The following is a 24,739-nucleotide window of genomic DNA, read 5'->3' as shown; positions in this document are numbered from 1 at the left end:
CGCCTCCGGCGCGGTCCACACGGCGCCGGCCGACGGTGGAACGGCTCCCGCCGGCCTGGATCCCAGCGGTTTCGGTCCCGGCGGCGCGGGTCCCGGCGGTTTCGGTCCCGGCGGCGCGGGTCCCGGCGGTTTCGGTCCCGGTGGCGCGGGTCCGGAGGGTTGGCCGACCACCGCGCCGGGCGGCTACCCGGCGCCTGAGCCGGACCGGCTCACCCGGTTCGTGTTGCGGCTCTACGAACGTTCCCCGCGCTGGGCAGTGCCGCTGGCCGCAGTCGGCTGCGTCGGCATCGGCATGAGTTACGCGCTGCTCAGCAACCCGACCTACGCCGACCCGGACGCAGCGCCCACCTGCCTGCTCAAGTTGACCACCGGGCTGGACTGCCCGGGCTGTGGCGGCACCCGCGCGCTCTGGTACGTGCTGCACGGCGACCTGCCGGCCGCCGCCCGGCACCACTTCCTGTTCGTCTTCGCCCTGCCGTTCCTCGCATACCTGTTCGTGGCCTGGACGGGGAACCAGGCGTTCGGTTGGCGACTGCCCGAGCTGCGGATCAGCTCGAAGGTCATCGGTGGTTTCCTGGCCGCGTGGCTGGCCTTCTCGGTGCTACGCAACCTGCCCTGGGCGCCGTTCACCTCGCTCTACGTCTGACCGCGCCCCCGTCCGCCGCGCCGCTGCCTGATCGCGCCCCCGTCTGGCCGTGCCGCTGTTTGGCCGCGCCCCCGTCCGCCGCGCCGCTGCCTGATCGCGCCCCCGTCTGGCCGTGCCGCTGTTTGGCCGCGCCCCCGTCCGCCGCGCCGCTGCCTGGGGTTGCGCCGCCGCCCGCCGCCGCCCGCCGTGCCAGTACCCGACCTGCCGCCGCCGGCCGCGCCGCTGCCTGACCTCGCCGCTGTCTGACGCGCCGCTGCCTGGCACCGGACGCGCCGCTGCCCGAATGCGCCGCCGCCCGAATGCGCCGCCGCGCGGATACGGGGCTCGGCCGAATAGCACTGTTCGGGAGTCCTTTGGACCTGACTCGTTTACGACATCAGGGGAACTCCTCCAGCGCGCCCAGCAACCATGATCGACTCGGCATCCAGGAAACCGGCCCGTCCACCCGACCCGGATGCCGCGACTTTCAGGAACCCGTGTTGATCATCAACTGAGCAGCCGCACAGCCGCACAGCCGCCGGCCGCCGGCCGCACAGTCGCGTCTGCGGCGCATGGCGGCCGACGCACCTCGCTCCAAGATCGCGCTCGATCCTGGATGTAGTGGGGTCGGGTGAGACGGATGCCACTACTTCCAGGATGTTGCGCGATCTTGCAAGCGGAAGCGGCTGCCGAGGCCGCTCGGGCCCCGGTCGCTCGGCTCGTTCGCGTCGCTCGGCTCGTTCGGGCCGCGGTCGCTCGGCGCGCTCGGGTCACTGAGGGGCCTGAGCGGCGGTCGGGACTCGGTCGCCGGCTTCGGCGGCCCAACCGCCGGGGCTGATGTCGCCAACGATTCAGCTCCAAAGGACGCCAATGGAACTGTCCACCCCGGCCTCGATGACGATGCCCGGACCTCGGACCCGGATCCGGATCCGGACCTCGGATCGGGCCGGGGCCTCGGATCGGGTCGGGGCCTCGGATCGGGTCGGGGCCTCGGATCGGGTCGGGGCCTCGGATCGGGCCGGGGCCTCGGATCGGGTCGGGACCTCGGATCGGGCCGGAACATCGGACCGGGACCCGAACCCGGACCCGGACCTCGGACCGGACCGGACCCGGGCCCGAACCTGGACCCTGGACCCGGACAACGCCCGGGGCGGCGGCGGGTTCGGTGCTGTCTGAGTGATCGACATTGCACGGGGCGCGCCTGAGTTGGGTTGGGCGGCACCCCACCACTAAAGTCCCAGGAATGCCGGACATGGTGCAGCCCCAGGTCAAGTTGATCGCGTGGACCCAATTCGCGGCCCCGGACGACGTGCCGTGGTCGACCGACGCTGAGGGCGGCCAGGCGCTGGCCGAATTCGCCGGTCGGGCCTGCTACCAGTCGTGGAAGAAGCCGAACCCGGCGACCGCCACCAACGCCGGCTACCTGGCGCACATCCTCGAAGTGGGCCACCTGAGCGTGCTGGAGCACGGGTCGGTCACCTTCTACTTCACCGGGGTGTCCCGCTCGTTCACCCACGAGCTGATCCGGCACCGGCACTTCTCGTACTCCCAGCTGTCGCAGCGCTACGTCCCGGAGCGGGACGCGGCAATGGTCGAGCCGGCCGTCATCGCCGACGACCCCGAGCTGCACAAGAAGTTCGTGGAGGCCGCCGAGGCGAGCGTTCGGGCGTACACCGAGTTGCTGGAGGGCCTCGAGCAGCGCTTCTCTGAAGAGCCGAACCCGACGTTGCGCCGCAAGCAGGCCCGGCAGGCGGCCCGCGCGGTGCTGCCCAACGCCACCGAGACCCGGATCGTGGTCTCCGGCAACTACCGGGCCTGGCGGCACTTCATCGCGATGCGCGCCACCGAGCACGCCGACGTGGAGATCCGCGAGCTGGCCGTGGAGTGCCTGCGTCAGCTCCAGGGGGTCGCCCCGAACGTGTTCGCCGACTTCGTGATCACCACGCTGCCGGACGGCACCGAAGTGGCGGCCAGCCCGCACGAGGCGTCCTGAGCCCTTCCCCGGCGGGCCCCGGCTGGTCGTCCGCTAGGTTGGAGGGTATGACGCACGACCACCTCGACGCCGCGTCCCGCCCGGCGTCCCGCCCCTTCGGCCGGCTTCTCACAGCCATGGTGACCCCGTTCAGCCCGGACGGTTCCCTCGATCTCGACGGCGTCGCCCGGCTGGCCAGCCACCTGGTCGACGAGCAGGGCAACGACGCGCTGGTGGTCAACGGCACCACCGGTGAGTCGCCGACCACCACCGACGCGGAGAAGGAACACCTGATCCGGGCAGTGGTGGAGGCCGTCGGTGACCGTGCCAAGGTGGTCGCGGGCGTTGGCACCAACGACACCCGGCACACCATCGAGCTGGCCGCCGCCGCCGAGAAGGCGGGCGCGCACGGCCTGCTGGTGGTCACCCCGTACTACAACAAGCCGCCGCAGAGCGGGTTGCTGCGCCACTTCACCGCGGTGGCCGACGCCACCGGCCTGCCGGTGATGCTGTACGACATTCCGCACCGCTCCGGCGTGCCGATCGACACCGAGACGTTGGTCCGGCTCGCCGAGCACGGTCGGATCGTCGCGGTCAAGGACGCCAAGGGCGACCTGACCGCCACCAGTTGGGTCACCAGCCGGACCAGCCTCGCCTTCTACAGCGGCGAGGACGCCCTCATCCTGCCGGCGCTGGCCGTCGGAAGCGTGGGCGTGGTCGGCACCTCGACACACTTCACCGGGGCGCTGACCGCACAGATGATCGAGGCGTACGACGCGGGGGACATGCCGGCCGCGCTGGCCCTGCACCGGCGGCTGCTGCCGCTGTTCACCGGCATCTTCCGTACCCAGGGCGCGATCCTGGTGAAGGCGGGCCTGGCGTCGCTGGGCCTGCCGGCCGGCCCGGTGCGACCCCCGCTCGTGGACGCCACCGCCGACGAGATCGCCCAGCTGCGCGCGGACTTCGCGGCAGCGGGCCTGGAGCTGCCCGAATGAACGAACGACACGATGGACGTCGAGTAACGGCGTCGCAGAACGAGGTGGACGCGTGACCGAGGCGCACATCGAGGCGGAACTACCCCCGCCGCTGCCGGAGGGCGGCCTGCGGATCATCCCGCTCGGCGGGCTCGGCGCCATCGGCCGGAACATGACCGTCTTCGAGTACGACGGCAAGTTGCTGATCGTCGACTGCGGGGTGCTCTTCCCCGACGTCGAACAGCCCGGTGTGGACCTGATCCTGCCCGACTTCGGCCCGATCCTGGACCGGCTCGCCGACGTCCAGGCGATCGTGCTGACGCACGGCCACGAGGACCACATCGGCGCGGTGCCGTACCTGCTCGCTCACAAGCCCGACATACCGCTGGTCGGCTCACAGTTCACCCTCGCCCTGGTCGAGGCGAAGTTGGCCGAGCGGCGGATCCAGCCGTACACGCTGACCGTGCGGGAGGGCGGCCGTGAGCGGCTCGGCCCGTTCGAGTGTGAGTTCTTCGCCGTCAACCACTCGATCCCGGACGCCCTCGCGGTGGCTATCCGCACCCCCGCCGGCCTGGTGCTGCACACCGGCGACTTCAAGATGGACCAGCTGCCGCTGGACGGCCGGATCACCGACCTGGCCGGTTTCGCCCGGCTCGGCGCCGAAGGCGTCGACCTGCTGCTGTCCGACTCCACCAACGCGGAGATCCCCGGTTTCGTCACCCCGGAGCGGGAGATCGGCCCGGTGCTCGACTCGATCTTCGCGAAGGCCAAGGGCCGGATCATCGTGGCCTCGTTCGCATCGCACGTACACCGCGTGCAGCAGGTCTTCGACTCCGCCGCCGAGCACGGCCGTAAGGTCGCGCTGATCGGCCGGTCCATGGTCCGCAACATGGGCATCGCCCGGGACCTCGGCCTGCTCAACATCCCGGCCGGCCTGGTCATCGGGATCGAGGAGGCGACCACGCTGCCGCCGGAGCAGATCGTGTTGATGTCCACCGGTTCCCAGGGGGAGCCGATGAGCGCGCTGGGCCGGATGGCCAGCGGCGACCACCGGCACATCACGATCGCCCCCGGTGACACGGTAGTGCTGGCCTCCTCACTGGTGCCCGGCAACGAGACCTCGGTCTACCGGGTGATCAACCGGCTCGCGCGGGCCGGCGCGGTGGTCGTGCACAAGGACGTGGCCAAGGTGCACGTCTCCGGGCACGCCCCCGCCGGGGAACTGCTCTACCTGCTCAACGTGGTCCGGCCCAGCAACCTGATGCCCGTGCACGGCGAGTGGCGTCACCTGCGCGCCCACGCCCGGCTCGGCATCGAATCCGGCGTCGCCGCCGATCGGGTGGTGCTCTGCGAGGACGGCGACGTGGTCGACCTGGTCGAGGGCCGCGCCAGCCTGGTCGGGCACGTGAAGAGCCGGTACGTCTACGTGGACGGCCTCGCCGTCGGTGACGTCAGCGAGTCGCTGCTCACCGAACGGCGGATCCTCGGTGACGGCGGCTTCATCGCCACCACCGTGGTCGTCGACTCGGTCACCGGCAAGGTGGTCGCCGGCCCGACGCTCTCCGCGAAGGGTTTCTCCGAGGACCCGGAGGCGTTCAACCCGGTGGTGCCGCTGGTCACCGAGGCGCTCAACCGGGCTGCGGCGGACGGCATCACCGACCCGCACCAGCTTCAGCAGATCGTCCGGCGGACAGTGGGGCGCTGGGTCAACGACAAGTACCGTCGTCGGCCGATGATCGTGCCCACCGTCGTCGAGGTCTGACCGCACGCGTCACGATGCCCGTCCGCACACGAGGTGCGGGCGGGCATCGCCGGTTTGCCGATCGGGCTCGCCGTTGCGGGTCAGCCGCGCTGGAGCCGGCGTCGCAGGAGCAGCAGTCCGCCGCCGAGGGTCAGCAGCGACACGCCGATCAGGCCGTACACGATGGTGGTCGTGCCGGTGCGCGGCAGTTCCGTTGCCGCCGCGGCGGGCGTGGCCGGTGCCGTGGTCGCCGGCGTGGTCGGGTCGGCCGGTGGTGCGGTGGTGGTCACCCCGCCTCCGGATCCGCCGCCGGTCAGGCGGAGCGTCACCGAGGTGTCCGGGTTGGTGTACCGGTTGGTGGGCGTGAGCCAGAGCCGAACGCTCTTCGTGCCTCCGGTGGCCGCCATCCGCACGTCGAAGCTGTCCGTGGCGCCGTCGGCGAGGCGGCGCTCGCGCAGGATCTCGCAGCCCACACCGTTCATCCGGCCGCTGTCGGAGCACCCCGGTGCGGTGACCCGCACACCGTCCGGGGTGGCGACGTTCAACGAGTACCCGCCGATGTCGAACGTGCCGGTGTTCGTGACCCGGACCCGGATGGTCGCGGCGGAGTCGACGACCGGGCCGGCGGTGGCCCGTAGCCGCAGCGTCGTGCGGTCCGGCCAGTTGATCCGGAAGTCGGTGGGTCGGTCGGCGCGGCCAGTGGCGTCCCGACCGGCGACGGAACCCCACTCGGTCACCCCGAAGACCGGCTGCGCAGCCGATGAGGTCACCGTCATGCGGTACGTCCGATCGCCTCCGGCGGGCAGTTCCGCGCCGCCGCAGACCCAGGTCCTCGGCGCGCCGTCGCCGGCCCGGCAGTCGCCGCCGGCGGTCAGGTCGGCATCCTGTGGCAGGCGGAGCACGAAGAAGCCCTTCGCCGCTGTCCCACCCTCGTTGACGACAGTGACCTCCAGCGGACCCGACGGGTGCCACGGGTCGCCGCCGAGGAAGACGATGTCGGCCCGGGCCAGGATCGTCGGCGCGGCGCTCCCGGCCGTCGTGCTCGGCGAGACGGTCGGCTTCGCAGGGGCGGCACCGGCAACGGTCGGGGTGGCGAGGGCGGACAGGGCGAGCACGGCGGCACCGAGAATGCCGGACCGGAGCGGGCGGTTCATGACGACTCCCGAGGGGTTGCGGTGGGCTGACGGCGATATCACCCCGGTGCCGTTCTCCCGGTTGCGAGCTGTCGGATGTCGTGCAGTCGCGAAGCAACTGCAACCGTTGGCGCCGCTGGCGAATCAGGGCAGCGCGGCGACCGCCTCGGCGTACGCGATGCCGGTGGCGATGGCGGCGTCCATGAGGATCCGCAACTGCGCCGGGGCGACCCCGTGCGCCAGGTCGGTGGCCACATCGCCGGCCAGCACCAACTCGTCACCGAGGTCGTGCGCGTACGCCTTGGGCAGCAGCCGGTCGTGGTTCCAGGCGTTGCAGAAGGCGTACGCCTCGGCGCGGCGGGCCGCCGGCAGCCGGCGGTTGGCCATGGCGCGGGCGTGCAGCACCTCGCCGCGCTCACCGGCCCGCCGGAACTGGATCACCGTTCCCTCCCAGTGGCCGACAACTGTCTCGCCCTCGTCCACCAGGTACCGGTCGCCGCGCCCGTCCAGGATCCCGGTGATCATGCCGAGGGAGAGCGCTGACAACTCGCGTTCGCCCAGCTCGGGCTCGGCGTCGTCGTCGGCCTGGACGTCGGCCCGATCGGCGTCGGGCCCGTCAGGCTCGTCGTCGGTGGGCAGCGGGACCGGCGTCGCGAGCGGGCGTTCGGCCAGCCAGGCGGCCATCCGTCCGGAGTGGTGCCCCGTGCCGTTGCGCGCGTCGAAACTGCCTGCCAACTCGTTGGCCACCCCGAGCAGCAGCACCCCGAGCGTGGCGACGTCCAACTCGGTGGCAGTCCGCTCGCCGTACGCCGGCCGGGGCATCGTCCGCCCGCCCAGCCCCGCGTCGGCTGCCAGCCCGCAGACCAGTGCCCCGGCGGCGGCGAACTCCATGGCGGCGAGGTCGTCGGTCGGCCGGTCCAACCGGGGCAGCTGCTCGGCCAGAATGGCCAGCCCGCGCTCCAGGTGCCCGCCCAGCGCGCAGAATCGCAGGTGCGTGGCGAGGTGCGGGAACGCCGCGCGCTCCCGGCGGTGCCGGCGGTACGCCCGCACGTGCGCCGCCGCCGCCCGCGCCGGCTCGCCGGTGCGCAGTGCCGGCAGCAGACCGGCGACCAGGTCCCGCTCGGGCTGGTCGGTGCAGGATCGTGGGTCGCCGTCAGCTTCCCCGAGCTCGGTGACCGCTGCATGCCACTCGCCCCAGCCGGCCAGCAGTTCGGCACGCCGCGCCGAGGCGCAGCCCGGGCAGCCACCGGCCGGGCCCGGCCGTTTCCCGGACCACCGCTCGTACCAGTGCCGGGCGGTGGGCTCGTCGCCCAGATGATCGGCGATCCGGCAGTGCAGCTCCGCGACGGTCGGGGTGTCCGGGCCGTCCGCGCCGACGCGGTGGGCAAGGTCGTGCAGCAGGGACCGGGTCTGGTCCAGCCCGACCCGGGGGGTGCCGAGCAGCGCCTCGACCGCGTACCGCTGGTAACGCATCAGCAGCCCGGTCTCCGTCTCGCTGAGCAGGTCGGGTCGGTGGTCGGCGGCGGCCCGACAGCGCCGGACCGGCTCGACCAGACGCCACCGCTCCCCGTGCAGCAGGTACGCCTCGATCAGCGCGAACCGCGCGTCCATCCCGGACCGGACGTCGCCGGTGGCGTCGGCGCGCTCGGCGAGCCGCTCCAGGGCCACCTGCCGGGTCGGGCCGTCGGGGAGGTCCCGGGCCTCGGCGAGCGCGGCCTCCAGCGACGGTACGCGGCCCCGCGCGAGGCGGTCACCGGAGCCGGTCGGTGGCGTGCCGGTGCGGCTGCCGGTGACGTCGTCCCGGCCGGTCACGACGGCACCGCGCCGGGCAGTCGACGGACCGCCACGGCCAGTTGGCAGCCGGTGGAGATGCCACAGTCGAGCAGTTGATCGAGCTGGTGTGGGGTCACGCCGCGTTCCAGGTCGGTGATCACCTCTCCGTACACCCGGGCCCGGCCGTCGTCGGCGACGTGGACGAACGCCTTGGGCCAGAGCCGGTCGTGGTTCCAGGAGTTGCAGAACGCGTACAGGTCGGGCACCCGTTCGATGCCGAAGGTCGGATCGACCATCGTGCGGATCTGGAGCAGCTCCCCGTCCCCGCCGACGCGGAGGAACCAGATCAGGTTGTCGTCGAAGGTGCCCACCAGATCGCCGTCCGGGGTCGGGCCGACGGGCCGGCCCCGGGCAGCGAGCACCGCGGCGACCAGTTCGCCGGTCAGCGGACGCAGCGCGCCAGGGTGCCCGGCCAGCGGATCGTCCGGATCGCCTTCGATTTCCGGCGACGCCATGGGGCATCCCTTCTGAGGCGGATATCACGACCGGCGGTGGGGTTCGTGTTACGACGCGCGGACACGACCCGGAAAAGCGGGGATCTGCCCGGCCCCACCGTTACCGTGACTCTATGGCGGGCCGTACCTCTCAGGCGAGCCGGCGGCGCGGCGCGTCGCCGCGCGGTGGCACCAACAGTCGTGCCCGTCAGCCGGCGAAGAAGAACACCCGGGCACCGGTCCGACGTCGCACCACGCCGCCCCGGCCCGGCCCGGCGGTCTACGTCGGCCGTGCGGTCGGTGCACTGTGGATGGGGCTGGCGCACGGGATGGGCTGGGCGGTGCGCGCCGCTGGCCGGCAGGCCGCCTCGGCCCGCGACCTCGACCCGGAGCACCGCCGGGATGGTGCCGGGCTGCTCATGTTCGGGCTCGCCCTGCTCAGCGCGGTTGCGCTCTGGCTGTCCGGGGCGGGGCCGGTGGGCGCGCGACTGGCCGACACGATCCGGCTGTTCCTGGGCGCGATCTCGGTTGTCGTACCGGTGCTGCTGATGATCGGGGCGTGGCGGCTGATGCGTCAGCCGGCCGATCCGGAGCACCGGGGCCGTGGGCTGATCGGTTGGGGTTCGCTGCTGGTGTCGACCGCCGCGCTGCTCCAGATCGGTCAGGACCCGGTCGACCCGCTGGAGCGCGACTTCGCCGGCGGCCTGATCGGCGCGGGCGTCGGTGGGCTGCTGGAGCGGGCGGTCACCGCCTGGGTGGCGGTGCCGTTGCTCGTCCTGCTGCTGCTCTTCGGCCTGCTCGTCGTGACGGCGACGCCGATCAACAAGATCCCGGAGAGGCTGGGCCTGCTCGCCGGTGGGCTGGTGGGCGCACCGGAGGCGGATGAGGAGACGGACGAGGTGGCCGTCAAGCCGGCGCGCAAGCGACCGGCGAAGCGGATGCCCGCACCACTGGACCCGGACGACTTCGAGGACCTGGACGGCGCGGACCTCCAGGAAACCATGGTGCTGCCGCGCAAGTCTGCGGCGAAGGTGCCGGCGAGCCGGAAGCCGTCGGTCGAGCCGCCGGAGCACTCGCCCGCCCCGACCCGTGCCGAGCAGCTCGCGTTGACTGGGCTGTCCGGGGATTACACCCTGCCGCCGGCCAACATGCTCAGCGCCGGGGCCGCCGCGAAGACCCGCAGCAAGGCAAACGACGAGGTGATCGCCGCTCTCACCGGTGTGTTCGACCAGTTCGATGTGGACGCCGCGGTCACCGGCTTCACCCGTGGCCCGACCGTCACCCGCTACGAGGTGGAGCTGGGCCACGGCGTCAAGGTCGAGCGGATCACCCAGCTGTCCCGCAACATCGCGTACGCGGTGAAGTCACCGGACGTGCGGATCCTCAGCCCGATCCCGGGCAAGAGCGCCGTCGGCGTGGAGATCCCGAACACCGACCCGGAGAACGTCGCCCTCGGCGACGTGCTGCGCTCGCGCGCGGCGACAAGCGATCACCACCCGATGGTCGTGGCGCTCGGCAAGGACATCGAGGGCGGCTACGTGGTGGCCAACCTCGCCAAGATGCCGCACATCCTGATCGCCGGCGCCACCGGCGCGGGCAAGTCGAGCTGCCTCAACACTTTGCTGGTGTCCATCCTGACCCGGGCCACCCCGGACGAGGTGCGGCTGCTGCTGATCGACCCGAAGCGGGTCGAGATGACCGGCTACGAGGGCATCCCGCACCTGGTCACCCCGATCGTGACGAACGCCAAGAAGGCGGCCGACTCGCTGGACTGGGTGGTCCGCGAGATGGACATGCGCTACGACGATCTCGCCGCCAACGGGGTCCGGCACATCGACGACTTCAACCGCAAGGTCCGCAACGGCGAGATCACGGCTCCGCCGGGCAGCGAGCGCGAGATGCGTCCGTACCCGTACCTGCTGGTGATCGTGGACGAGCTGGCCGACCTGATGATGGTCGCGCCGCGCGACGTGGAGGACTCCGTCGTCCGGATCACCCAGTTGGCCCGGGCCGCGGGCATTCACCTGGTGTTGGCCACCCAGCGTCCCTCGGTCGACGTGGTGACCGGTCTGATCAAGGCGAACGTGCCGTCCCGGCTGGCCTTCGCCACCTCCTCCCTCGCGGACTCCCGGGTCATCCTCGACCAACCGGGCGCGGAGAAGCTGCTCGGCCGTGGTGACGGGCTCTTCCTGCCGATGGGCGCCTCCAAGCCGGTCCGGATCCAGGGCGCGTGGGTCACCGAGCGCGAGATCGCCGACGTGGTGAAGTTCTGCAAGGACCAGCGTGAGCCGGAGTTCCGCAAGGACGTGCTGGCCCCGGCACAGGAGAACAAGAAGAAGATTGACGAGGACATCGGCGACGACCTGGACCTGTTGGTGCAGGCGGTGGAGCTGGTGGTCACCTCGCAGTTCGGCTCGACCTCGATGCTGCAACGCAAGCTGCGGGTCGGTTTCGCCAAGGCGGGCCGCCTGATGGACCTGATGGAGACCCGGGGGGTGGTCGGGCCGTCCGAGGGGTCGAAGGCGCGCGACGTGCTGGTCAAGCCGGACGAGCTGGACGAGGTCCTCGCCGGCCTGCGCGGCGACGTGGACTGACCGGCGCTCGACCCCTGACGCGCGACGGGCCCGCCGGGATCCGGCGGGCCCGCGACGGGGGAGCGGTCAGTTGCTGATCAGAGCGCCGATGATCACCAGGCTGATGATCGCGGCGACGACGCTGGCCGCGGCGGCGTACCAGCCCAGCGGCTTGTCACCGAGCACCGCGCCGACGACGCCAGCGATGACGCCGAGCACGCCGAAGATGATCGGGTTGAGCAGCAGGGCCAGGACCGCGAAGACGAAGCCCACGATGGTGAGGATGCGGGCGGCGTTGCTGCGGGGACGGGCGGTGCTCGGCATGTCGGCCATGTCTTCCTCCGGGTGAGAGCCTGTCGTGACGAATCGATCACTACCCACTGTGGGCGCTCGTCACGCCTGCCCCGCGGGGCACCTCAGTGGAAGACCTTCAACCCGATCACGCCGGCGACCACCAGCAGGAGACAGAGGATTCGGGGCAGGCTCGCCGACTCGCCGAGCGCCAGCATCCCGATCAGCGCGGTGCCGACGGCGCCGATGCCGACCCAGACCGCGTAGCCGGTGCCGACGGGAATGTCCCGGAGCGCGTACGACAGCCCGGCCATGCTCAGCAGCAGGGTCACCACGAACACCACTGACGGGACCAGCCGGCTGAAACCGGCGCTGCGGTCCAGGGCGATCGCCCAGGCCGTCTCCAACAGTCCCGAGATCACCAGTACGAGCCAGGCCATCGCTTCACCTCACTGGAAGCGCCCGGCTGCCGCGCCGGGACGAGTCGAGTCTGCACGTCACGCGGGGCGTCTTGGCCTGACCGGGTACGCCCACCACTCGTCCGGAGCGGCCACGAGCATCGGCCACCGGTGCCGACGCTAGCACCGACCCCGGTGGCGGGGAGGTGACCATCACCACGGTCCGTTGACCTCCACTTGACTTCAACTTGCAGTATCGCCAGCATGACCATGCTCTACGCCGACCCCGAGGTCGCCGCCGCGCTGGACGCCGCCACTACTGTCGACGCCATGCGCGCCGCCCTCCTGGCCGCGTACGAGGGACGCCTGATCGCGCCGCCGCGGGCCGCCGCACCGCTGAACGGCGGTCGGATGGTGCTCACCGCCGGGCACCTGGTCGGCGAGTGGTACGGCTTCCGCTCGTACGACACCTTCGGTCATCCGCAGGGCGAGCAGTTGGTGGTGCTGCACGACGCCCGGACCGGGGCGATCCGGGCGGTCGCCGTCGGCGAGGAGTTGGGCTCCCGTCGTACCGGAGGGTTGGGGGGCCTCGCGGTCGACGCGCTGGCCCGTCCCGACGCCGCCACCCTCGGGGTGATCGGCTCCGGCCGGCAGGCATGGACCCAGGTCTGGGCCGCCGCCGCGGTCCGCCCGCTGCGTGAGGTGGTGGTGCACAGCCGTTCGGCCGCTCGCCGGGAGGCCTTCGCGGCCCGGGTCCGTGCCGAACTGAGGGTGCCGGCCCGTGCGGTGGCCGACCCGGGCGCTGCCGTCGCCGGGCGGGACCTGGTGGTGCTGGCGACCACCAGCCCGACCCAGGTGCTCTGCGCCGCCGACCTCAGCCCCGGAACGCACGTCAACGCTGTCGGTTTCAAGCAGCGCGACCGCAGCGAGTTCGGCACCGACCTGCTGGACACCGCCGACCTGCTGGTCACCGATTCACCGGCCCAGGCGGCGGACTACCAGCCGCCGATGCTGGCCGCCTCACCCCCGTACGCCGGACGGTTGCGCGACCTGGGCGGCATCCTCGCCGGCGCGGTCCCCGGCCGGACCACCGCGGACCAGATCTCCGTCTTCTGCTGCACCGGCCTGGCCGGCACCGAGGTGTTCCTGCTCGACGCGCTCACCCGGGTCGGCGTCGAGGCGCGCTGACCGGAATGCCGTTCGCCTCCGTGTCGACAGTCTCCGCCGCAGCCCGCGTGCGTGGGCTCACCCGACCGGCCCGGTACCCTCGGATGGTGTCTGCCACCTCTCCTTCTCCCGCTGACCACGCCGAGGGCCGTCGCGTCGCCCTGCTGACCCTGGGCTGCGCCCGCAACGAGGTCGACTCGGAGGAGCTGGCCGCCCGCCTGCACGCCGACGGCTGGCAGGTGACCACCGACGGCGAGGGCGCCGACGTGGTGGTCGTCAACACCTGCGGTTTCGTGGAGAAGGCCAAGCAGGACTCGATCCAGACCCTGCTCGCCGCCGCCGGAACGGGCGCCAAGGTGGTCGCCGCGGGCTGCATGGCCGAGCGGTACGGCCGGGAGTTGGCCGACAGCCTGCCCGAGGCCCAGGCGGTGCTGAGCTTCGACGACTACCCCGACATCGCCGCCCGGTTGAACGCCGTCGTCGCCGGCGAGCAGATCACCGCGCACACCCCACGGGACCGGCGCGAGCTGCTGCCGCTGACCCCTGTGCAACGCCGCGACAGCGGTGTCTCGCTGCCCGGCCACGGCACCGTGACCCGCACCGTCGTCGACACCGACGAGCACACCCCGGCCCACCTCCGTCAGGTGCTGCGCCGACGGCTCGACACCGGTCCGGTGGCCTCGCTGAAGCTGGCCAGCGGCTGCGACCGCCGCTGCGCGTTCTGCGCCATCCCGGCCTTCCGGGGGGCCTTCGTCTCGCGTACCCCGGACGAGCTGCTCGCCGAGGCGGAGTGGCTGGCCAAGACCGGCGTACGGGAGCTGGTGCTGGTCAGCGAGAACTCCACCTCCTACGGCAAGGACCTGGGTGACCCGCGCGCCCTGGAGAAGCTGCTGCCCCAGCTCGCCGCGGTGACCGGCATCGTCCGGGTGCGGGCCAGCTACCTCCAGCCGGCCGAGACCCGGCCCGGGCTGATCGAGGCGATCGCCACCACCCCGGGCGTGGCACCGTACTTCGACCTGTCGTTCCAGCACTCCAGCGAGCCGGTGCTGCGCCGGATGCGGCGTTTCGGCTCCACCGACCGGTTCCTGGAGCTGCTGGCGAGTGCCCGCGCCCTGGCTCCGGACGCGGGCGCCCGGAGCAACTTCATCGTCGGTTTCCCCGGCGAGACCCGCGCCGACGTCGATGAGCTGGTCCGGTTCCTGACCGAGGCCCGGCTCGACGCGATCGGCATGTTCGACTACAGCGACGAGGACGGCACCGAGGCTGCCGGCCTGCCCGGCAAGGTCTCCGCTGCGACGATCAAGCGGCGCTACGACCGGCTCAGCGCCCTCGCCGACGAGCTCTGCTCGCAGCGGGCCGAGGACCGGCTCGGCTCGACGGTCGAGGTGCTTGTCGACACGATCGAGGACGGCGTCGTGGAGGGCCGGGCGGCCCACCAGGCGCCGGAGGTGGACGGTTCCACCACCCTGGTCGCCCCGGCCGAGGGTGGGGTCGACCTGGCCGCGCTGCGCCCTGGCGATCTGGTGCGCGCAACGGTGACCGGCACCGAAGGGGTGGACCTGCTCGCTGTGCCGGATGAGATGATCTCGGCGGCGCCCGGCGCGGCACGGTGACGGCGGGCCCGAGCGGAGCGGGGGACCCAGGTGGTGCGGTGCCGGGAACGCCACGGCGGCCCGAGCGGAGTGCGGCGGTGACCGGGGCGACGGAGTCGACGCCGGGCCGGGTGGTGGCAGTGGTGCCGGTCGTCAACGCGGCCAACGCGTTGACCGCCCTGCGGCTGGTGCTGGTGCCGGTCTTCGCCGCCTCGGTGATCATGTCCGGGATGACCCACGCCGGTTGGCGGATGGCGGCCTGCCTGATCTTCGCTGTGGCCTCGGCGACCGACCTGGTGGACGGCTGGATCGCCCGCCGCTTCGGGCTGGTCACGTCGGTGGGCAAGGTGGCCGACCCGATCGCCGACAAGGCGCTGACCGGCGCGGCGCTGGTGCTGCTCTCCTGGTACGACCAACTGCCCTGGTGGGTGACCGCGCTGATCCTCGTCCGCGAGTTGGGCATCACCGGGCTGCGGTTCTGGGTGATCCGGCACGGCGTCATCGCCGCCAGCCGAGGGGGCAAGGTCAAGACCGCGCTCCAGATCCTCGCCATCGCCTGGTACCTCTGGCCGATGCCGGCCGCGCTCGCCACCGTCGGCCCCTGGATCATGGCCGCCGCCGTGGTGGTCACTGTCGCCACCGGCTTCGACTACATAGCCCAAGCCCTCCGCCTCCGCCGCCCCCGCTAACCCCACCCCACCCCACCCCCACCCCCCACTCCCACCCCCACCCCGCGGTTGATCATGAAGTTATTGCCCTCCGCGGCGGCGTGTCGTGACGCTAACTTCATGATCGACGCGCTTGGGTCGGGGTTGGGGGTTGGTGGGTGGGGAAGGAACTGGTGCATGGGGGCTGGGGTGTCGGCGGACGGTGGCGGCGTGGGTGGTGCTGCGGTGGGTGGTGCTGAGGTGGACGGGGCTGAGGTGGGCAGTGCGGCGGCGGGGGTCGTGCACCGGCTGGCCGAGCGGCACCAGACCCTGGCCACTGTCGAATCGCTCACCGGCGGGTCGCTGGCCGCTTCGATCGTGAACATCGCCGGGGTCAGCGGGATCTACCGGGGTGGCCTCGTGGTGTACGCCACCGAGCTGAAGGCGACTCTGGCCGGCGTACCCGCTGACCTGCTGTCCGAGCGGGGGCCGGTGGACCCGGAGGTGGCGGCGGCGCTCGCCGAGGGCGGCCGGCAGCGGTGCGGCGCGGACTGGGGGCTGGCCACCACCGGAGTCGCCGGCCCGGAGCCGCAGGACGGGAAGCCCGTGGGCCTCGTCTACGTCGCGGTCGCCGGCCCGAACGGCGGGGCGGTCCGCCAGCTCGACCTGGGCGGCGGGCGGGACCACGTCCGCGCGGCGGCCGTGGTCGAGGCGCTCCGGCTGCTCGCCGAGCGACTGGTCGACGCGACCCCGTGAACGCCAGGGCCGGAACCACGCGGGCCGGGACCCGGGCCGGAGCCACGGGCGGGACCATTCGGCGCGCTACGGAAATGGGCGGCGGCGCGCACCGGTGAGCCCGTCCCGACGAACCGACGGGCGGGGCGGGATGTCGCCCGGGCCCGCAACGGGTACGGTTGCGGGAAGGCTCCGACGTTCGGGGTCGGCGCGGTCCGCCGCGACCGGCCGCCCAGCGGCGGGCGCGAGGTATCCCTCAGGGGGAGGTGCGATGATCCTGCTACGCCGGGTGATCGGTGACGCACTGCGAGCGCGTCGGCAGGGCCAGCAGCGCACGCTGCGTGAGGTCTCCACCGCCGCCAACGTCAGCCTCGGCTACCTCTCCGAGATTGAACGCGGGCACAAGGAGCCGTCGAGCGAGCTGCTCGCCGCGATCTGCGACGCCCTCGGTGCCCGCCTCTCCGAGCTGCTGCGTGAGGTGAGCGACACAGTGGCGCTCGCCGAGCAGATGCCCGGGGTGCTCGTCTCGATGCAGGACGAGCCGGCCGACGCCGCAGCCAAGAGCACCAACCGGGGTGTCCGTCAGGTCACCTCCAACGGCACTGTCGCTGTCTCGGTCCGCCAGGACTCGCCGCTCAAGGCCACCCTGCGCAGCACCCGGGTCCGCCCGACCGAGCGCGACCGGGACGTGGTCTGCGCGGCCTGAGCCGCCGATCCCGTTGACCGTGGGCGGGCTGGCCCCGGCCGCGTAGGGTTGCTCGCAGGAGCCGCCGGTGCTGTCGACCGCCCCGGTACGGATGCCTCACTGGCGTTCGGCTGGGACGATGGAGACCTGCCGGTCACGGTCGGCCGGTCCAGCCGGCCCGGCCGTGGTGGAGCGACGCTACTGAGGGGATACCGCGGAGATGGCGAACCCGTTCGTCAAGGGTTGGAACTACCTGATGGCGCTCTTCGGTGCGAAAATCGATGAGCATGCCGATCCCAAGGTGCAGATCCAGCAGGCCATCGAGGATGCCCAGCGGCAGCACCAGGCGCTGGTCCAGCAGGCTGCCGCGGTGATCGGCAACCAGCGTCAGCTGGAGATGAAGCTGTCCCGGCAGATGACCGAGGTCGAGCGGTTGCAGGGCAACGCCCGGCAGGCCCTGGTGCTCTCCGACCAGGCCCGGGCCAAGGGCGACGAGGCTGAGGCGGTGCGGTTCGAGCAGTCCGCGCAGACGTTGGCCAGCCAGCTCGTCTCCGCCGAGCAGGCCACCGAGGACCTGAAGACCCTGCACGACCAGGCGCTGGGCGCCGCCGCCCAGGCCCGCCGAGCGGTCGAGAACAACTCGATGATCCTCCAGCAGAAGCTCGCCGAGCGCACCAAGCTGCTCAGCCAGCTGGAGCAGGCCAAGATGCAGGAGACGGTGGCCCGCTCGCTGGAGTCGATGTCGTCGCTGACCGCGCCCACCAACACCCCGTCGCTGGACGAGGTGCGCGACCGCATCGAGCGGCGGTACGCCAACGCGATGGGTCGCGCCGAACTGGCCGGCAACTCCGTCGAGGGCCGTATGTTGGAGATTCAGAAGGCCACCATCGACTCGGCCGGCTCCGCCCGGCTGGAGCAGATCCGGTCCAGCATGGCGGGGGAGCAGCTCGGCGGCGCGGCCCAGCGACCGGCAGTGCCGCAGGCCGAGAAGACCGGCCCGGCCAACGACCCGACGGCCGCCGCCCGGCTGGACGAACTGCGCGCCAGCATGGCTCGCGAGCGGGGCACCGGCGACCCGACCGCCGCCGGCTGAACGACCGGATCGAGGGGGTCACTGTGGCAGACGAGCGGACCCGGTACTTCCGGAGGCTGGGCCGGCTCCGCCGGTCGGCCCGACGGTGGAGCGTGCTGGCCGGTGGGCTCGGCGGCGCGGCGGTGGTGCTGACTCCGTACGCCGGCCTTGGTCTGCCCGACGCGGCCTGGGCCGGCGCCGCGGGCAGCGCGGTGGCGCTTGCCGCCTGGCGCTGGATCGACGTGCGCGCCCTGGCCGCCCAGCCGGCGCCCCCCGCTCTCGACCCGGCCGAAGCGGCGGCCCGGTCGCGGGCCCGACTGATCGCCGCCGTCGAGCGGCTGCCGGTCGGCCCGGGCGTGCTGGCCGAGGTACGCCGGGTCCGCTCCCGGATCGCGCTGCGCGGCACCAGCGCCGGGGAGCGGTGGGCCCGACTGGACCGGGCGGCGCTCACCCTGGCCGGGATGGCCCCCCGGCTCACCGGGCTGGCCGAGCCGGCCGTGCTGGAGGCCGCCGCCGCCGACCGCTCGCTGCGCGACCTGGCGGCGCGGGTGGCCAGCGTCGAACGCGCGCTGCGGCTGGCCCCGGCCGACGCCCGGCCACCGCTGGCCGAGGCGCACGCCGCGCTGACCGCTCAACTGGAGGGCGGGGTGGCCGCGTACGAACGGCTTGTGGTCGCCGCCGCCGGCTACCTGGCCGAGGATTCCCGACCGGAGACCGCCCACCCGGCCGCTGACCGGCTCACCGAGGCGACCGACCTGCTGCACGGGGTCGCCGGGGCACTTGCCGAGCTGCGGGCCGTCGGCACCCCGCTGCGCGCGCCGACGCGCTGACGGCGCACGCCCCGGGACGCCGCGCCGACGGCGCACCGCCGCGGGCCGGTCACCGCGGCGTCGTCACCAGGACCGGACCGGTGTACGGCGAGGTGCCCACGACGTTGAACGACCGGATCCGGTAGTGGTACGTCACGCCCCGGGCCAACCCGGTGTTGGTGAAGCCGCGCCCGGTCACCGTGAAGGTGGCCGTCGCCTGCTCGAAGGCCGGGTCGAGTGCCCGCTGCACGATGAACCCGGACCCCGGGCCGCCGGGCGTGCTCGCCTCCCAGGCCAGGATCACCGTCGCGGTGTCCGGCCCCGGTGCGCTGGCGGTGGCGCGCACCCCGCTGGGGGTTCCCGGCGCGGGCGGCGAGGTCACAGTGGCGACGGTCGACCACGCCGAGGCGGAGCCCAGGTAGGTGGTCCGCACCCGGTAGTAGTACGTGGTGTCCGGTGCCACCGCCGCGTCCAGGTGATTGTCGCCGACTCCGATCGCCGTGGTGCCCGGGCCGCTGGTGAAGGTCGGGTTGGTGGCCCGCTGCACGTCGATGCCGGTGGCGAACGAGCGGTTCGTCCAGCGCAGCGCCACGCGCAGCGGCGCGGCTGGCGGGAGCGCCGCGACCAGGCCGCTCGGCGCGGCCAGGTGCACCGAGGCGGGTACCCCGTTCGACCAGGACGAGTAGCTGACCGCGTTCTCCGCCCGGATCCGGTAGTGGTAGGTCACCCCGGGGGTCACCGTCGCGTCGGTGTAGCGGGTGGCGGCGGCCGCGACGGTGATCGTGGTGACCTCGCCGCCGAAGGTGGCGTCGGTGGCCCGTTGCAGCACGTGGCTGGTGGCGGGCGGTCGCCCGCCGTTGCTGGTCCAGGCCAGCGCGATCGCCGGTAGCGCGGTGGCCGAGCCGGACACCGGGGTGGCGGTCAGCCCGGTCGGCGCCTTCGGCGTCACCCGCAACACCAGCGGCCTGCTCATCCCGCCGTCGCGGTGGCCGGCGAGCTGACTGTGCCAGCGGTACTCCCAGCCCAGGTTGACCAGTTGGTTGACCACAGTGGCCGGTCGACCGTCGATCGGGCTGACCGGCGTCGACCCGGTCCGTGCTCCGGCCCGGCGGCAGGGGTCGAGCAGCCGGACGCTGTCCCCCAGCTTGAACGGCAGCGTCGGCGCGACCGGGCGCAGCGCCACCACCACGTCCTCCCGCGGGTTGACCCGGACGACTCCCTTCCAGCCCAGCTCCGTGCCGTGCGGGAGTCGCAGCGTGCCGTCCCAGCCAACCCGGTTGATCACCTGCACGTCGCAGCCGGCGATGTGCAACGGCTCGGTCTGCCGGACGTTGCCGCTGATCCGCCAGAGCTGCGTGCCGTCGGTGGGGGAGCCCACCGGCACGGCGGGGTCGGTGGCGAAGAGCACCTCGGTGACCGGGTCGGTCGCACCGAGCGGCAGCGTCGTCGGGTTGAGCGGCCCGGCGTGTGGGTGCCCGACGCCGAGCCGGCCCGCCGACCGGCCGTGCTCCGGCTCGACGATCTGCTGTGCGGTCTTCACTGCGATCGGCACTGTCACCGGGCCGGTGCCGGCCGTCGGCGTGAACGTCACTGTGGTGGCGTGCACCGGCACCGTCGTCTGCGCCGGGGTCCGGGTGCCGAACGCCGGGTCGTACGCCGGCTGCGGGACGATCGGCGGGCGCTGGCTGGCCGCGTACGCCAGGGGTAGCCGTTCGCGCAACCGGCCCAGGTCGTACGGCGGCTCGGGCGTCCCGGTGACCCGGAACTGGAGCAGTGTGCGGGTGTTCGGGCCGTATCCCGGTTCGGTCGGGGGCGGGCCGCCCTCGGCGCTGCGGTCCGGGGCGTCGGTGTGCTGGTCGTAGCGACTGTCGAAGCCGGGCAGCGGGGCCGGAGCGTCGTTGTAGAGGATCAGCGTGCTGCCCGGTGGCACGGCGGAGAAGTCGACGAGCACGTCGGCGCGTTCGCCCGGGGCGAGCAGCACTGTGTGTCCGTCGACGTTCAGCACCGTCGGGTCGAGCCGGTCGTAGCGGTAGCCGATCGGTTGGTTCGGCAGCACCACCGGCGCCGGCAGGAGGCCGGCCTCGTTCCCGATCTGGATGAACTCCGGGCCGGCGGCGCGCGGGTCCGGCACACCGCCGTCGCGTCCGTCGGTCGGCCAGCCCGCCGGACGGTCCGCCGCCCGCGCGGCCGGCACCATCGGCACCTCACCGGCGGCGGGGTCGGCGAGCGCGCCGTCGGCCGTCCACATCGCCGTGTCGGAGCGGGCGCGGTAGAGCTGGAGGTTGAGGCTGCGGTCCAGGCAGGCGTTGAGGATCCGGAACCGGTACGCGCGCGGCCGCACCTCCAGGTACGGGTAGGCGACGCCGTTGACGAGCGGGGTGTCGCCGTACGCCTCGGGAACTGCGGACGGATGCGGCACGCCGGGGCTCAGCGGCGGCTCGTCCGGCGCGCCGACCGGATCGTGGTACGGGTTCGGCACCCAGCCGTCGGCGCGGGCGTCGGCATGGGCGTCGGCCGGGGCGGAGTTGCGGGACCAGGGTCCGTAGTCCCACCGCCCGGTGGGGTTGCGTCCGCCGGAGCGGTACGGGTTCTGCCGGGGTTGGTAGACGTGCGGGTGCCAGAGGCTGCCGAGGGCGCCCCAGCGTTCCCGGTCCCAGGTGGGGTCCTCGGCGGCGAGCTGGGTGTCGTCCGGAACGAATGTCTTGTCCTCGATCACCAATGGCACCTGGTCGGCCGGCAGCACCGCGTCGGCGACGAGTTGGTCCTCGGCCGGGTCGGTGAGCAGATAGAGCGCGAGCTGTCCGCCGTAGACGGTGAGCCGGGCCAGGCCGAGGGTGTTGTCGTGGAACCACAGGAGGCGGCCGCTCTGCTCGTTCGGGAAGTAGAGAGTGGTGGCGCCGGCGCCGGGGGCCGGCATGTCCGGCACGTGGGCCAGGCCGGGCCCGGTCGGGTACGGGGTGATCTCCCCGGCCGGGGTGATCCACTGCCCCGGGTTGCCCGCGCTGGTCCAGCCGGTCTGCGCCCCGGCCAGGTGCAGCACGGCCCGGTTCTGCGGGTACGGCGCCGGTCCGTCCAGTGGGCCCAGACCGGCCCCGTCGATGGTGTCGTCGACGGGCAGGAACAGCTCGCCGGAGCGGCCGGCGGGGAGCTGGTTGATGAACTTCACCCGGACCGGTCGACCGCGACGGGCGTAGATCATCGGCCCGAGGTGCCACTGTCGCTCCGGAGGCGCCACAGTGTTGTGTCCGGCCGGGTCGGTGCCCAGGTTGAGTTGCCGGTAGCCGCGCAGCCGGGTGACCGGCAGGTCCCGGTGCAGCCGCTGGGCGTACTCCTGTAGGCCGATCTCGTAGTAGTCGCAGCCCGGATAGCTGATGGTGTCCGGCACCGCCACCGGCAGTTCGCTGCCGAGGTCGCCGTGGCCTGGCTGGCCCGGCACGGGCAGTGGGTCGACGAACTTGCGCAGCCCGGTCCCGGCCACCACCTGCCCGTCGGGGCCGCGGGTCGGGCGGGGGCTGTACGCGAAGTTCGGCACCGGGCCGAAGTAGCGGGGCACGACGGCCGGGTCCAGGCTCGGCGTGACGACGGCCTCCTCGGCGGTACGCGGGGTCGGCACGGACGCCGCCCGGCCGTCGGCGTCGGTGTCGCGGGTGGTCCGCTCGAAGAAGGTGGAGCGGAGTCTGCGGAACATCGCCATGACTCTCCCCGGTTCGGGGCGCGAGGGCCGCCACCCCGGCGTGGGGGACCTCGGCACTCTGCTGACGGTCGGTGAGCGCTCAACCGCAGCATGCGACTCCGGCGGCCGGTTAGGAATTACCCAATCGTCCGTTTCTGCCATGGGTCCCGTCTGGCGGGAGCCTGGTCAGTCGGAGGACGACGGACCCGGACGCTCGGGCTGGCAGACCGGGCACCAGTAGGTGACCCGTTCGCCCAGCTCCTCCTTGCGGATCGCGGTGCCGCAACGGCGGCAGGGCTGGGCGCGGCGGCCGTACACGTAACTGGTCTGCCCCCGGTGCAGGGAGCCGGTGCTGCTCTGCGTCCACCGGCCCCGGTTGGCGGCGAGCAGCCGCTGTGCGAGGGCCACCAGGCCCGGCAGGTCGGGCACTCCGCCGACCGGGGTCCACGGTGACACGCCCCGCAGGAACAGCACCTCGCACTTGTAGAGGTTGCCCACGCCGGCCAGGTTGCGCTGGTCGAGCAGCGCCTCGCCGATTGTCTGCTCCGGGTGCTCGGCGAGCCGACGGACCGCCTCGGCCGGGTCCCAGTCGGCCCCGAGCAGGTCGGGGCCGAGGTGGCCGACCAGTTGGTCCTCCTCCGAGGTCGGCACCAGGGTCACCTCGTGCAGGTGGTAGCCGACCGCGACGGCGCCGGGGCTGCGCAGCACCACCCGGATCAGGTGCGCGGGCCGGCCGCTCCAGCGTTCCCCCGGGGCGTACGCCCGCCAGGCGCCGTCCATCCGCAGGTGGGAGTGCAGGGTCCAGTGCTCCTGGGTCGGGGCGTCGAGCCGCAGCAGCAGGTGCTTGCCCCGGCTGGCCGACTCGCGGACGGTCCAGTCGGTGAGGTCCGTGGTCGCCAGTTGTGGCACCCGGAAGTCACTGCCGGTGATCCGCGCGCCGGCGAGCGCACGGTGCAGCACGCGCGCGGTGTTCCAGACTGTGTCGCCTTCGGGCACCCTGCCATCCTCCCTCTTTCGAGCAAGATTCGCATGTGTCGCTATTTGTACTCAGGTTCCTCATGATCTCCCGACATGCGAAGGTCAGGGGGTTCTGAGGAGAATGCCCATGACGCGACCCTGTTGTCGTATCCCATCCGTCGCCCTCATCGCCACCCTCGCCCTCCTGCTCACCGCAGCGCTCCTACCCCCGGCCGGCCCTGCGCCGGCCGCACCCGGCGGCGCTCCGATCACCCTCGTCTCCGCCGCACCCGGCGACGAACTGTGGAGCGCCGACCTCACCATCGTCGACGGCGACGATGTCAACGTCCGGCGTACCAGCGCCGGCCTCCGCCTGCGGGAGGCCCGGTCCAACGGGCGCGGCGCCCGCAGCCCGCACAGCGCGGTAGCCGAGGGGATGCTGCTGACCGCTCCCCGCACCCTCGCCCGACCGGCCACCCGGGTCCGTGCCGAGATCAACGCCGCGGTTCCGGCCGGGGCGACAGTGGAGGCGCAGGTCCGCGGCTGGCGGGCCGCCGGCTGGACGGAATGGCGGGCGGCCACCACCGGCGCGGTCTTCGACCGGCCGGTCAGCCGGGTGCAGACCCGGGTGGTGCTCACCGCCCCCGATGGCGGCGCCACGGCGACGGTACGGGGCGTGCAGCTCACCGCCGACGCGAACGCCGCCGTCTCCGCCGCCACGCCCGGCCGCACCTACCGGGTGTACGCCACCCGCATCGGGCTGGTCGGTGAACTGACCGCCAACGGCCGTACCGTGCAACCCCGGGACCACTTCGCGGCGCTGCCGTCGCGGCGCGGCCTTTCCCCGCTCAACACCGGCGACTACACGGTGCGGGTCTGCACCACGAGCGGCTCGCGCTGCGAGTACGCCCCGGTCTGGGACGTCGGGCCGTGGAACACCCGCGACGACTACTGGAACCCCTCATCGGTCCGGGAGAACTGGAAGAACCTGCCGCAGGGCCGGCCCGAGGCGCAGGCCGCGTACCAGTCCGGCTACAACGGTGGACGGGACCAGTTCGGGCGGACCGTGCTCAACCCGGCCGGCATCGACCTGGCCGACGGCACGTTCTGGGACGGGTTGCGGCTGACCACCAACGCCTGGGTGGACGTCGCCTACCTGTGGACCGGAGGCGGGCCGCGCGGCGTGGTCGGCGATGGCCCGCTCAACATCCGCACCGGGGCCGGCACGTCGTACGCGACGCGTGGCCTCGCCGCCCGGCTGGCCCACGTGCCGATCCAGTGCTACGTCACCGGTCAGTCGATCGCCGGCCCCTACCGGACCACCACCCGCTGGAACCGTCTCGCCAGTGGCCAGTACGTCAGCCACGCGTACATCTCCAGCGTGTACGGCGGAAGCGTGCCGGTCTGCTGAGCCGCGCTCACCCCGTC

20 protein-coding genes and 1 riboswitch are annotated in these 24,739 nt (G+C 72.9%); of the genes, 13 read left to right on the top strand and 7 right to left on the bottom strand.

Annotation, left to right across the window (positions count from 1 at the left end; translation table 11 throughout):
- Positions 1-55 precede the first annotated feature (55 nt).
- From AB0B94_RS24135 to AB0B94_RS24120, 4 genes are all read left to right on the top strand, one after another.
- On the top strand, positions 56-646 hold the full coding sequence (locus AB0B94_RS24135) for a DUF2752 domain-containing protein (protein WP_357284528.1): 591 nt from the start codon (positions 56-58) through the stop codon (positions 644-646).
- A gap of 1,231 nt (positions 647-1,877) precedes the next feature.
- Positions 1,878-2,618 (top strand): FAD-dependent thymidylate synthase, encoded by a 741-nt coding sequence (thyX, locus tag AB0B94_RS24130; RefSeq protein WP_357284526.1) that lies wholly within the window; start codon positions 1,878-1,880, stop codon positions 2,616-2,618.
- Positions 2,619-2,665: 47 nt separating this feature from the next.
- Positions 2,666-3,592, top strand: coding sequence for a 4-hydroxy-tetrahydrodipicolinate synthase (gene dapA / locus AB0B94_RS24125; protein ID WP_357284322.1), 927 nt, complete (start codon positions 2,666-2,668; stop codon positions 3,590-3,592).
- Between the two features lie 52 nt (positions 3,593-3,644).
- Positions 3,645-5,333 (top strand): ribonuclease J, encoded by a 1,689-nt coding sequence (locus tag AB0B94_RS24120; RefSeq protein ID WP_112586590.1) that lies wholly within the window; start codon positions 3,645-3,647, stop codon positions 5,331-5,333.
- Positions 5,334-5,413: 80 nt separating this feature from the next.
- Here AB0B94_RS24120 and AB0B94_RS24115 read toward each other — a convergent pair whose 3' ends face one another.
- The 3 genes from AB0B94_RS24115 to AB0B94_RS24105 all read right to left on the bottom strand — a co-directional run bounded on the left by AB0B94_RS24115 (position 5,414) and on the right by AB0B94_RS24105 (position 8,733).
- Complete coding sequence (locus AB0B94_RS24115; RefSeq protein ID WP_357284317.1) at positions 5,414-6,466, bottom strand: LPXTG cell wall anchor domain-containing protein; 1,053 nt, start codon at positions 6,464-6,466, stop codon at positions 5,414-5,416.
- Positions 6,467-6,589: 123 nt separating this feature from the next.
- On the bottom strand, positions 6,590-8,167 hold the full coding sequence (locus AB0B94_RS24110; protein ID WP_357284523.1) for a YbjN domain-containing protein: 1,578 nt from the start codon (positions 8,165-8,167) through the stop codon (positions 6,590-6,592).
- Between the two features lie 86 nt (positions 8,168-8,253).
- Complete coding sequence (locus AB0B94_RS24105) at positions 8,254-8,733, bottom strand: YbjN domain-containing protein (protein WP_357284314.1); 480 nt, start codon at positions 8,731-8,733, stop codon at positions 8,254-8,256.
- Between the two features lie 113 nt (positions 8,734-8,846).
- Here AB0B94_RS24105 and AB0B94_RS24100 point away from each other — a divergent pair, with 113 nt between their 5' ends.
- Positions 8,847-11,306, top strand: a complete 2,460-nt coding sequence (locus tag AB0B94_RS24100) for a DNA translocase FtsK 4TM domain-containing protein (RefSeq protein WP_357284309.1) — start codon at positions 8,847-8,849, stop codon at positions 11,304-11,306.
- A 66-nt stretch (positions 11,307-11,372) separates the two neighbouring features.
- Here AB0B94_RS24100 and AB0B94_RS24095 read toward each other — a convergent pair whose 3' ends face one another.
- Both AB0B94_RS24095 and AB0B94_RS24090 read right to left on the bottom strand, forming a co-directional pair.
- Positions 11,373-11,618 carry a hypothetical protein gene (locus tag AB0B94_RS24095; RefSeq protein WP_357284305.1) on the bottom strand — a complete coding sequence of 82 codons (246 nt, stop codon included), beginning with the start codon at positions 11,616-11,618 and terminating at the stop codon, positions 11,373-11,375.
- 83 nt (positions 11,619-11,701) lie between these two features.
- A complete protein-coding gene (locus AB0B94_RS24090) occupies positions 11,702-12,016 on the bottom strand; it encodes an SMR family transporter (RefSeq protein WP_357284301.1) in 315 nt (104 codons plus the stop codon).
- 60 nt (positions 12,017-12,076) lie between these two features.
- Positions 12,077-12,146, bottom strand: a riboswitch (guanidine-III (ykkC-III) riboswitch).
- A 92-nt stretch (positions 12,147-12,238) separates the two neighbouring features.
- Between AB0B94_RS24090 and AB0B94_RS24085 the strand changes: the two genes are divergently transcribed.
- The 7 genes from AB0B94_RS24085 (at position 12,239) to AB0B94_RS24055 (ending at position 18,702) form a co-directional block, all read left to right on the top strand.
- The gene (locus tag AB0B94_RS24085; RefSeq protein ID WP_357284297.1) at positions 12,239-13,162 is read left to right on the top strand and encodes an ornithine cyclodeaminase family protein; all 924 of its coding nucleotides are present in this window, start codon (positions 12,239-12,241) and stop codon (positions 13,160-13,162) included.
- Positions 13,163-13,245: 83 nt separating this feature from the next.
- On the top strand, positions 13,246-14,754 hold the full coding sequence (rimO, locus tag AB0B94_RS24080) for a 30S ribosomal protein S12 methylthiotransferase RimO (protein WP_238671777.1): 1,509 nt from the start codon (positions 13,246-13,248) through the stop codon (positions 14,752-14,754).
- A gap of 77 nt (positions 14,755-14,831) precedes the next feature.
- Complete coding sequence (pgsA, locus tag AB0B94_RS24075) at positions 14,832-15,422, top strand: CDP-diacylglycerol--glycerol-3-phosphate 3-phosphatidyltransferase (RefSeq protein WP_357284292.1); 591 nt, start codon at positions 14,832-14,834, stop codon at positions 15,420-15,422.
- Between the two features lie 156 nt (positions 15,423-15,578).
- Positions 15,579-16,136: a CinA family protein gene (locus AB0B94_RS24070; RefSeq protein WP_357284287.1), complete on the top strand. Its 558-nt coding sequence runs from the start codon at positions 15,579-15,581 to the stop codon at positions 16,134-16,136.
- Between the two features lie 250 nt (positions 16,137-16,386).
- Positions 16,387-16,821, top strand: coding sequence for a helix-turn-helix transcriptional regulator (locus AB0B94_RS24065; protein ID WP_238671779.1), 435 nt, complete (start codon positions 16,387-16,389; stop codon positions 16,819-16,821).
- 199 nt (positions 16,822-17,020) lie between these two features.
- Positions 17,021-17,893: a PspA/IM30 family protein gene (locus AB0B94_RS24060; RefSeq protein ID WP_112586609.1), complete on the top strand. Its 873-nt coding sequence runs from the start codon at positions 17,021-17,023 to the stop codon at positions 17,891-17,893.
- A 23-nt stretch (positions 17,894-17,916) separates the two neighbouring features.
- Positions 17,917-18,702 (top strand): hypothetical protein, encoded by a 786-nt coding sequence (locus AB0B94_RS24055; RefSeq protein ID WP_357284283.1) that lies wholly within the window; start codon positions 17,917-17,919, stop codon positions 18,700-18,702.
- A gap of 49 nt (positions 18,703-18,751) precedes the next feature.
- On the opposite strand, the gene AB0B94_RS24050 is transcribed toward AB0B94_RS24055, so the two are convergent.
- Complete coding sequence (locus AB0B94_RS24050; protein WP_357284280.1) at positions 18,752-22,375, bottom strand: hypothetical protein; 3,624 nt, start codon at positions 22,373-22,375, stop codon at positions 18,752-18,754.
- 165 nt (positions 22,376-22,540) lie between these two features.
- Positions 22,541-23,350, bottom strand: a complete 810-nt coding sequence (locus AB0B94_RS24045) for a DNA-formamidopyrimidine glycosylase family protein (protein WP_357284276.1) — start codon at positions 23,348-23,350, stop codon at positions 22,541-22,543.
- Positions 23,351-23,459: 109 nt separating this feature from the next.
- On the opposite strand from AB0B94_RS24045, the gene AB0B94_RS24040 reads away from it, so the two are divergent.
- Entirely contained in the window at positions 23,460-24,722 is a 1,263-nt protein-coding gene (locus tag AB0B94_RS24040) for a hypothetical protein (protein WP_357284272.1), read from the top strand.
- Positions 24,723-24,739 lie beyond the last annotated feature (17 nt).

Origin of the sequence: Micromonospora sp. NPDC048986 (assembly GCF_040649335.1) — a bacterium.
In the GTDB taxonomy this organism is placed as follows: Bacteria; Actinomycetota; Actinomycetes; order Mycobacteriales; family Micromonosporaceae; genus Micromonospora; species Micromonospora alfalfae.
Note: the sequence above shows the minus strand (reverse complement) of the source record. Positions and strands in the feature narration are given on the sequence as shown.

What these genes read in the sequence shown, in the direction of transcription:
- AB0B94_RS24090 (WP_357284301.1), bottom strand. Translation starts at nt 12,016, where the DNA reads ATGGCCTGGCTCGTACTGGTGATCTCGGGACTGTTGGAGACGGCCTGG.
- AB0B94_RS24060 (WP_112586609.1), top strand. Translation starts at nt 17,021, where the DNA reads ATGGCGAACCCGTTCGTCAAGGGTTGGAACTACCTGATGGCGCTCTTC.
- AB0B94_RS24050 (WP_357284280.1), bottom strand. Translation starts at nt 22,375, where the DNA reads ATGGCGATGTTCCGCAGACTCCGCTCCACCTTCTTCGAGCGGACCACC.
- AB0B94_RS24100 (WP_357284309.1), top strand. Translation starts at nt 8,847, where the DNA reads ATGGCGGGCCGTACCTCTCAGGCGAGCCGGCGGCGCGGCGCGTCGCCG.
- AB0B94_RS24065 (WP_238671779.1), top strand. Translation starts at nt 16,387, where the DNA reads ATGATCCTGCTACGCCGGGTGATCGGTGACGCACTGCGAGCGCGTCGG.
- AB0B94_RS24115 (WP_357284317.1), bottom strand. Translation starts at nt 6,466, where the DNA reads ATGAACCGCCCGCTCCGGTCCGGCATTCTCGGTGCCGCCGTGCTCGCC.
- AB0B94_RS24070 (WP_357284287.1), top strand. Translation starts at nt 15,579, where the DNA reads ATGGGGGCTGGGGTGTCGGCGGACGGTGGCGGCGTGGGTGGTGCTGCG.
- dapA (WP_357284322.1), top strand. Translation starts at nt 2,666, where the DNA reads ATGACGCACGACCACCTCGACGCCGCGTCCCGCCCGGCGTCCCGCCCC.
- rimO (WP_238671777.1), top strand. Translation starts at nt 13,246, where the DNA reads ATGGTGTCTGCCACCTCTCCTTCTCCCGCTGACCACGCCGAGGGCCGT.
- AB0B94_RS24040 (WP_357284272.1), top strand. Translation starts at nt 23,460, where the DNA reads ATGACGCGACCCTGTTGTCGTATCCCATCCGTCGCCCTCATCGCCACC.
- thyX (WP_357284526.1), top strand. Translation starts at nt 1,878, where the DNA reads ATGGTGCAGCCCCAGGTCAAGTTGATCGCGTGGACCCAATTCGCGGCC.
- AB0B94_RS24105 (WP_357284314.1), bottom strand. Translation starts at nt 8,733, where the DNA reads ATGGCGTCGCCGGAAATCGAAGGCGATCCGGACGATCCGCTGGCCGGG.
- AB0B94_RS24085 (WP_357284297.1), top strand. Translation starts at nt 12,239, where the DNA reads ATGACCATGCTCTACGCCGACCCCGAGGTCGCCGCCGCGCTGGACGCC.
- AB0B94_RS24095 (WP_357284305.1), bottom strand. Translation starts at nt 11,618, where the DNA reads ATGGCCGACATGCCGAGCACCGCCCGTCCCCGCAGCAACGCCGCCCGC.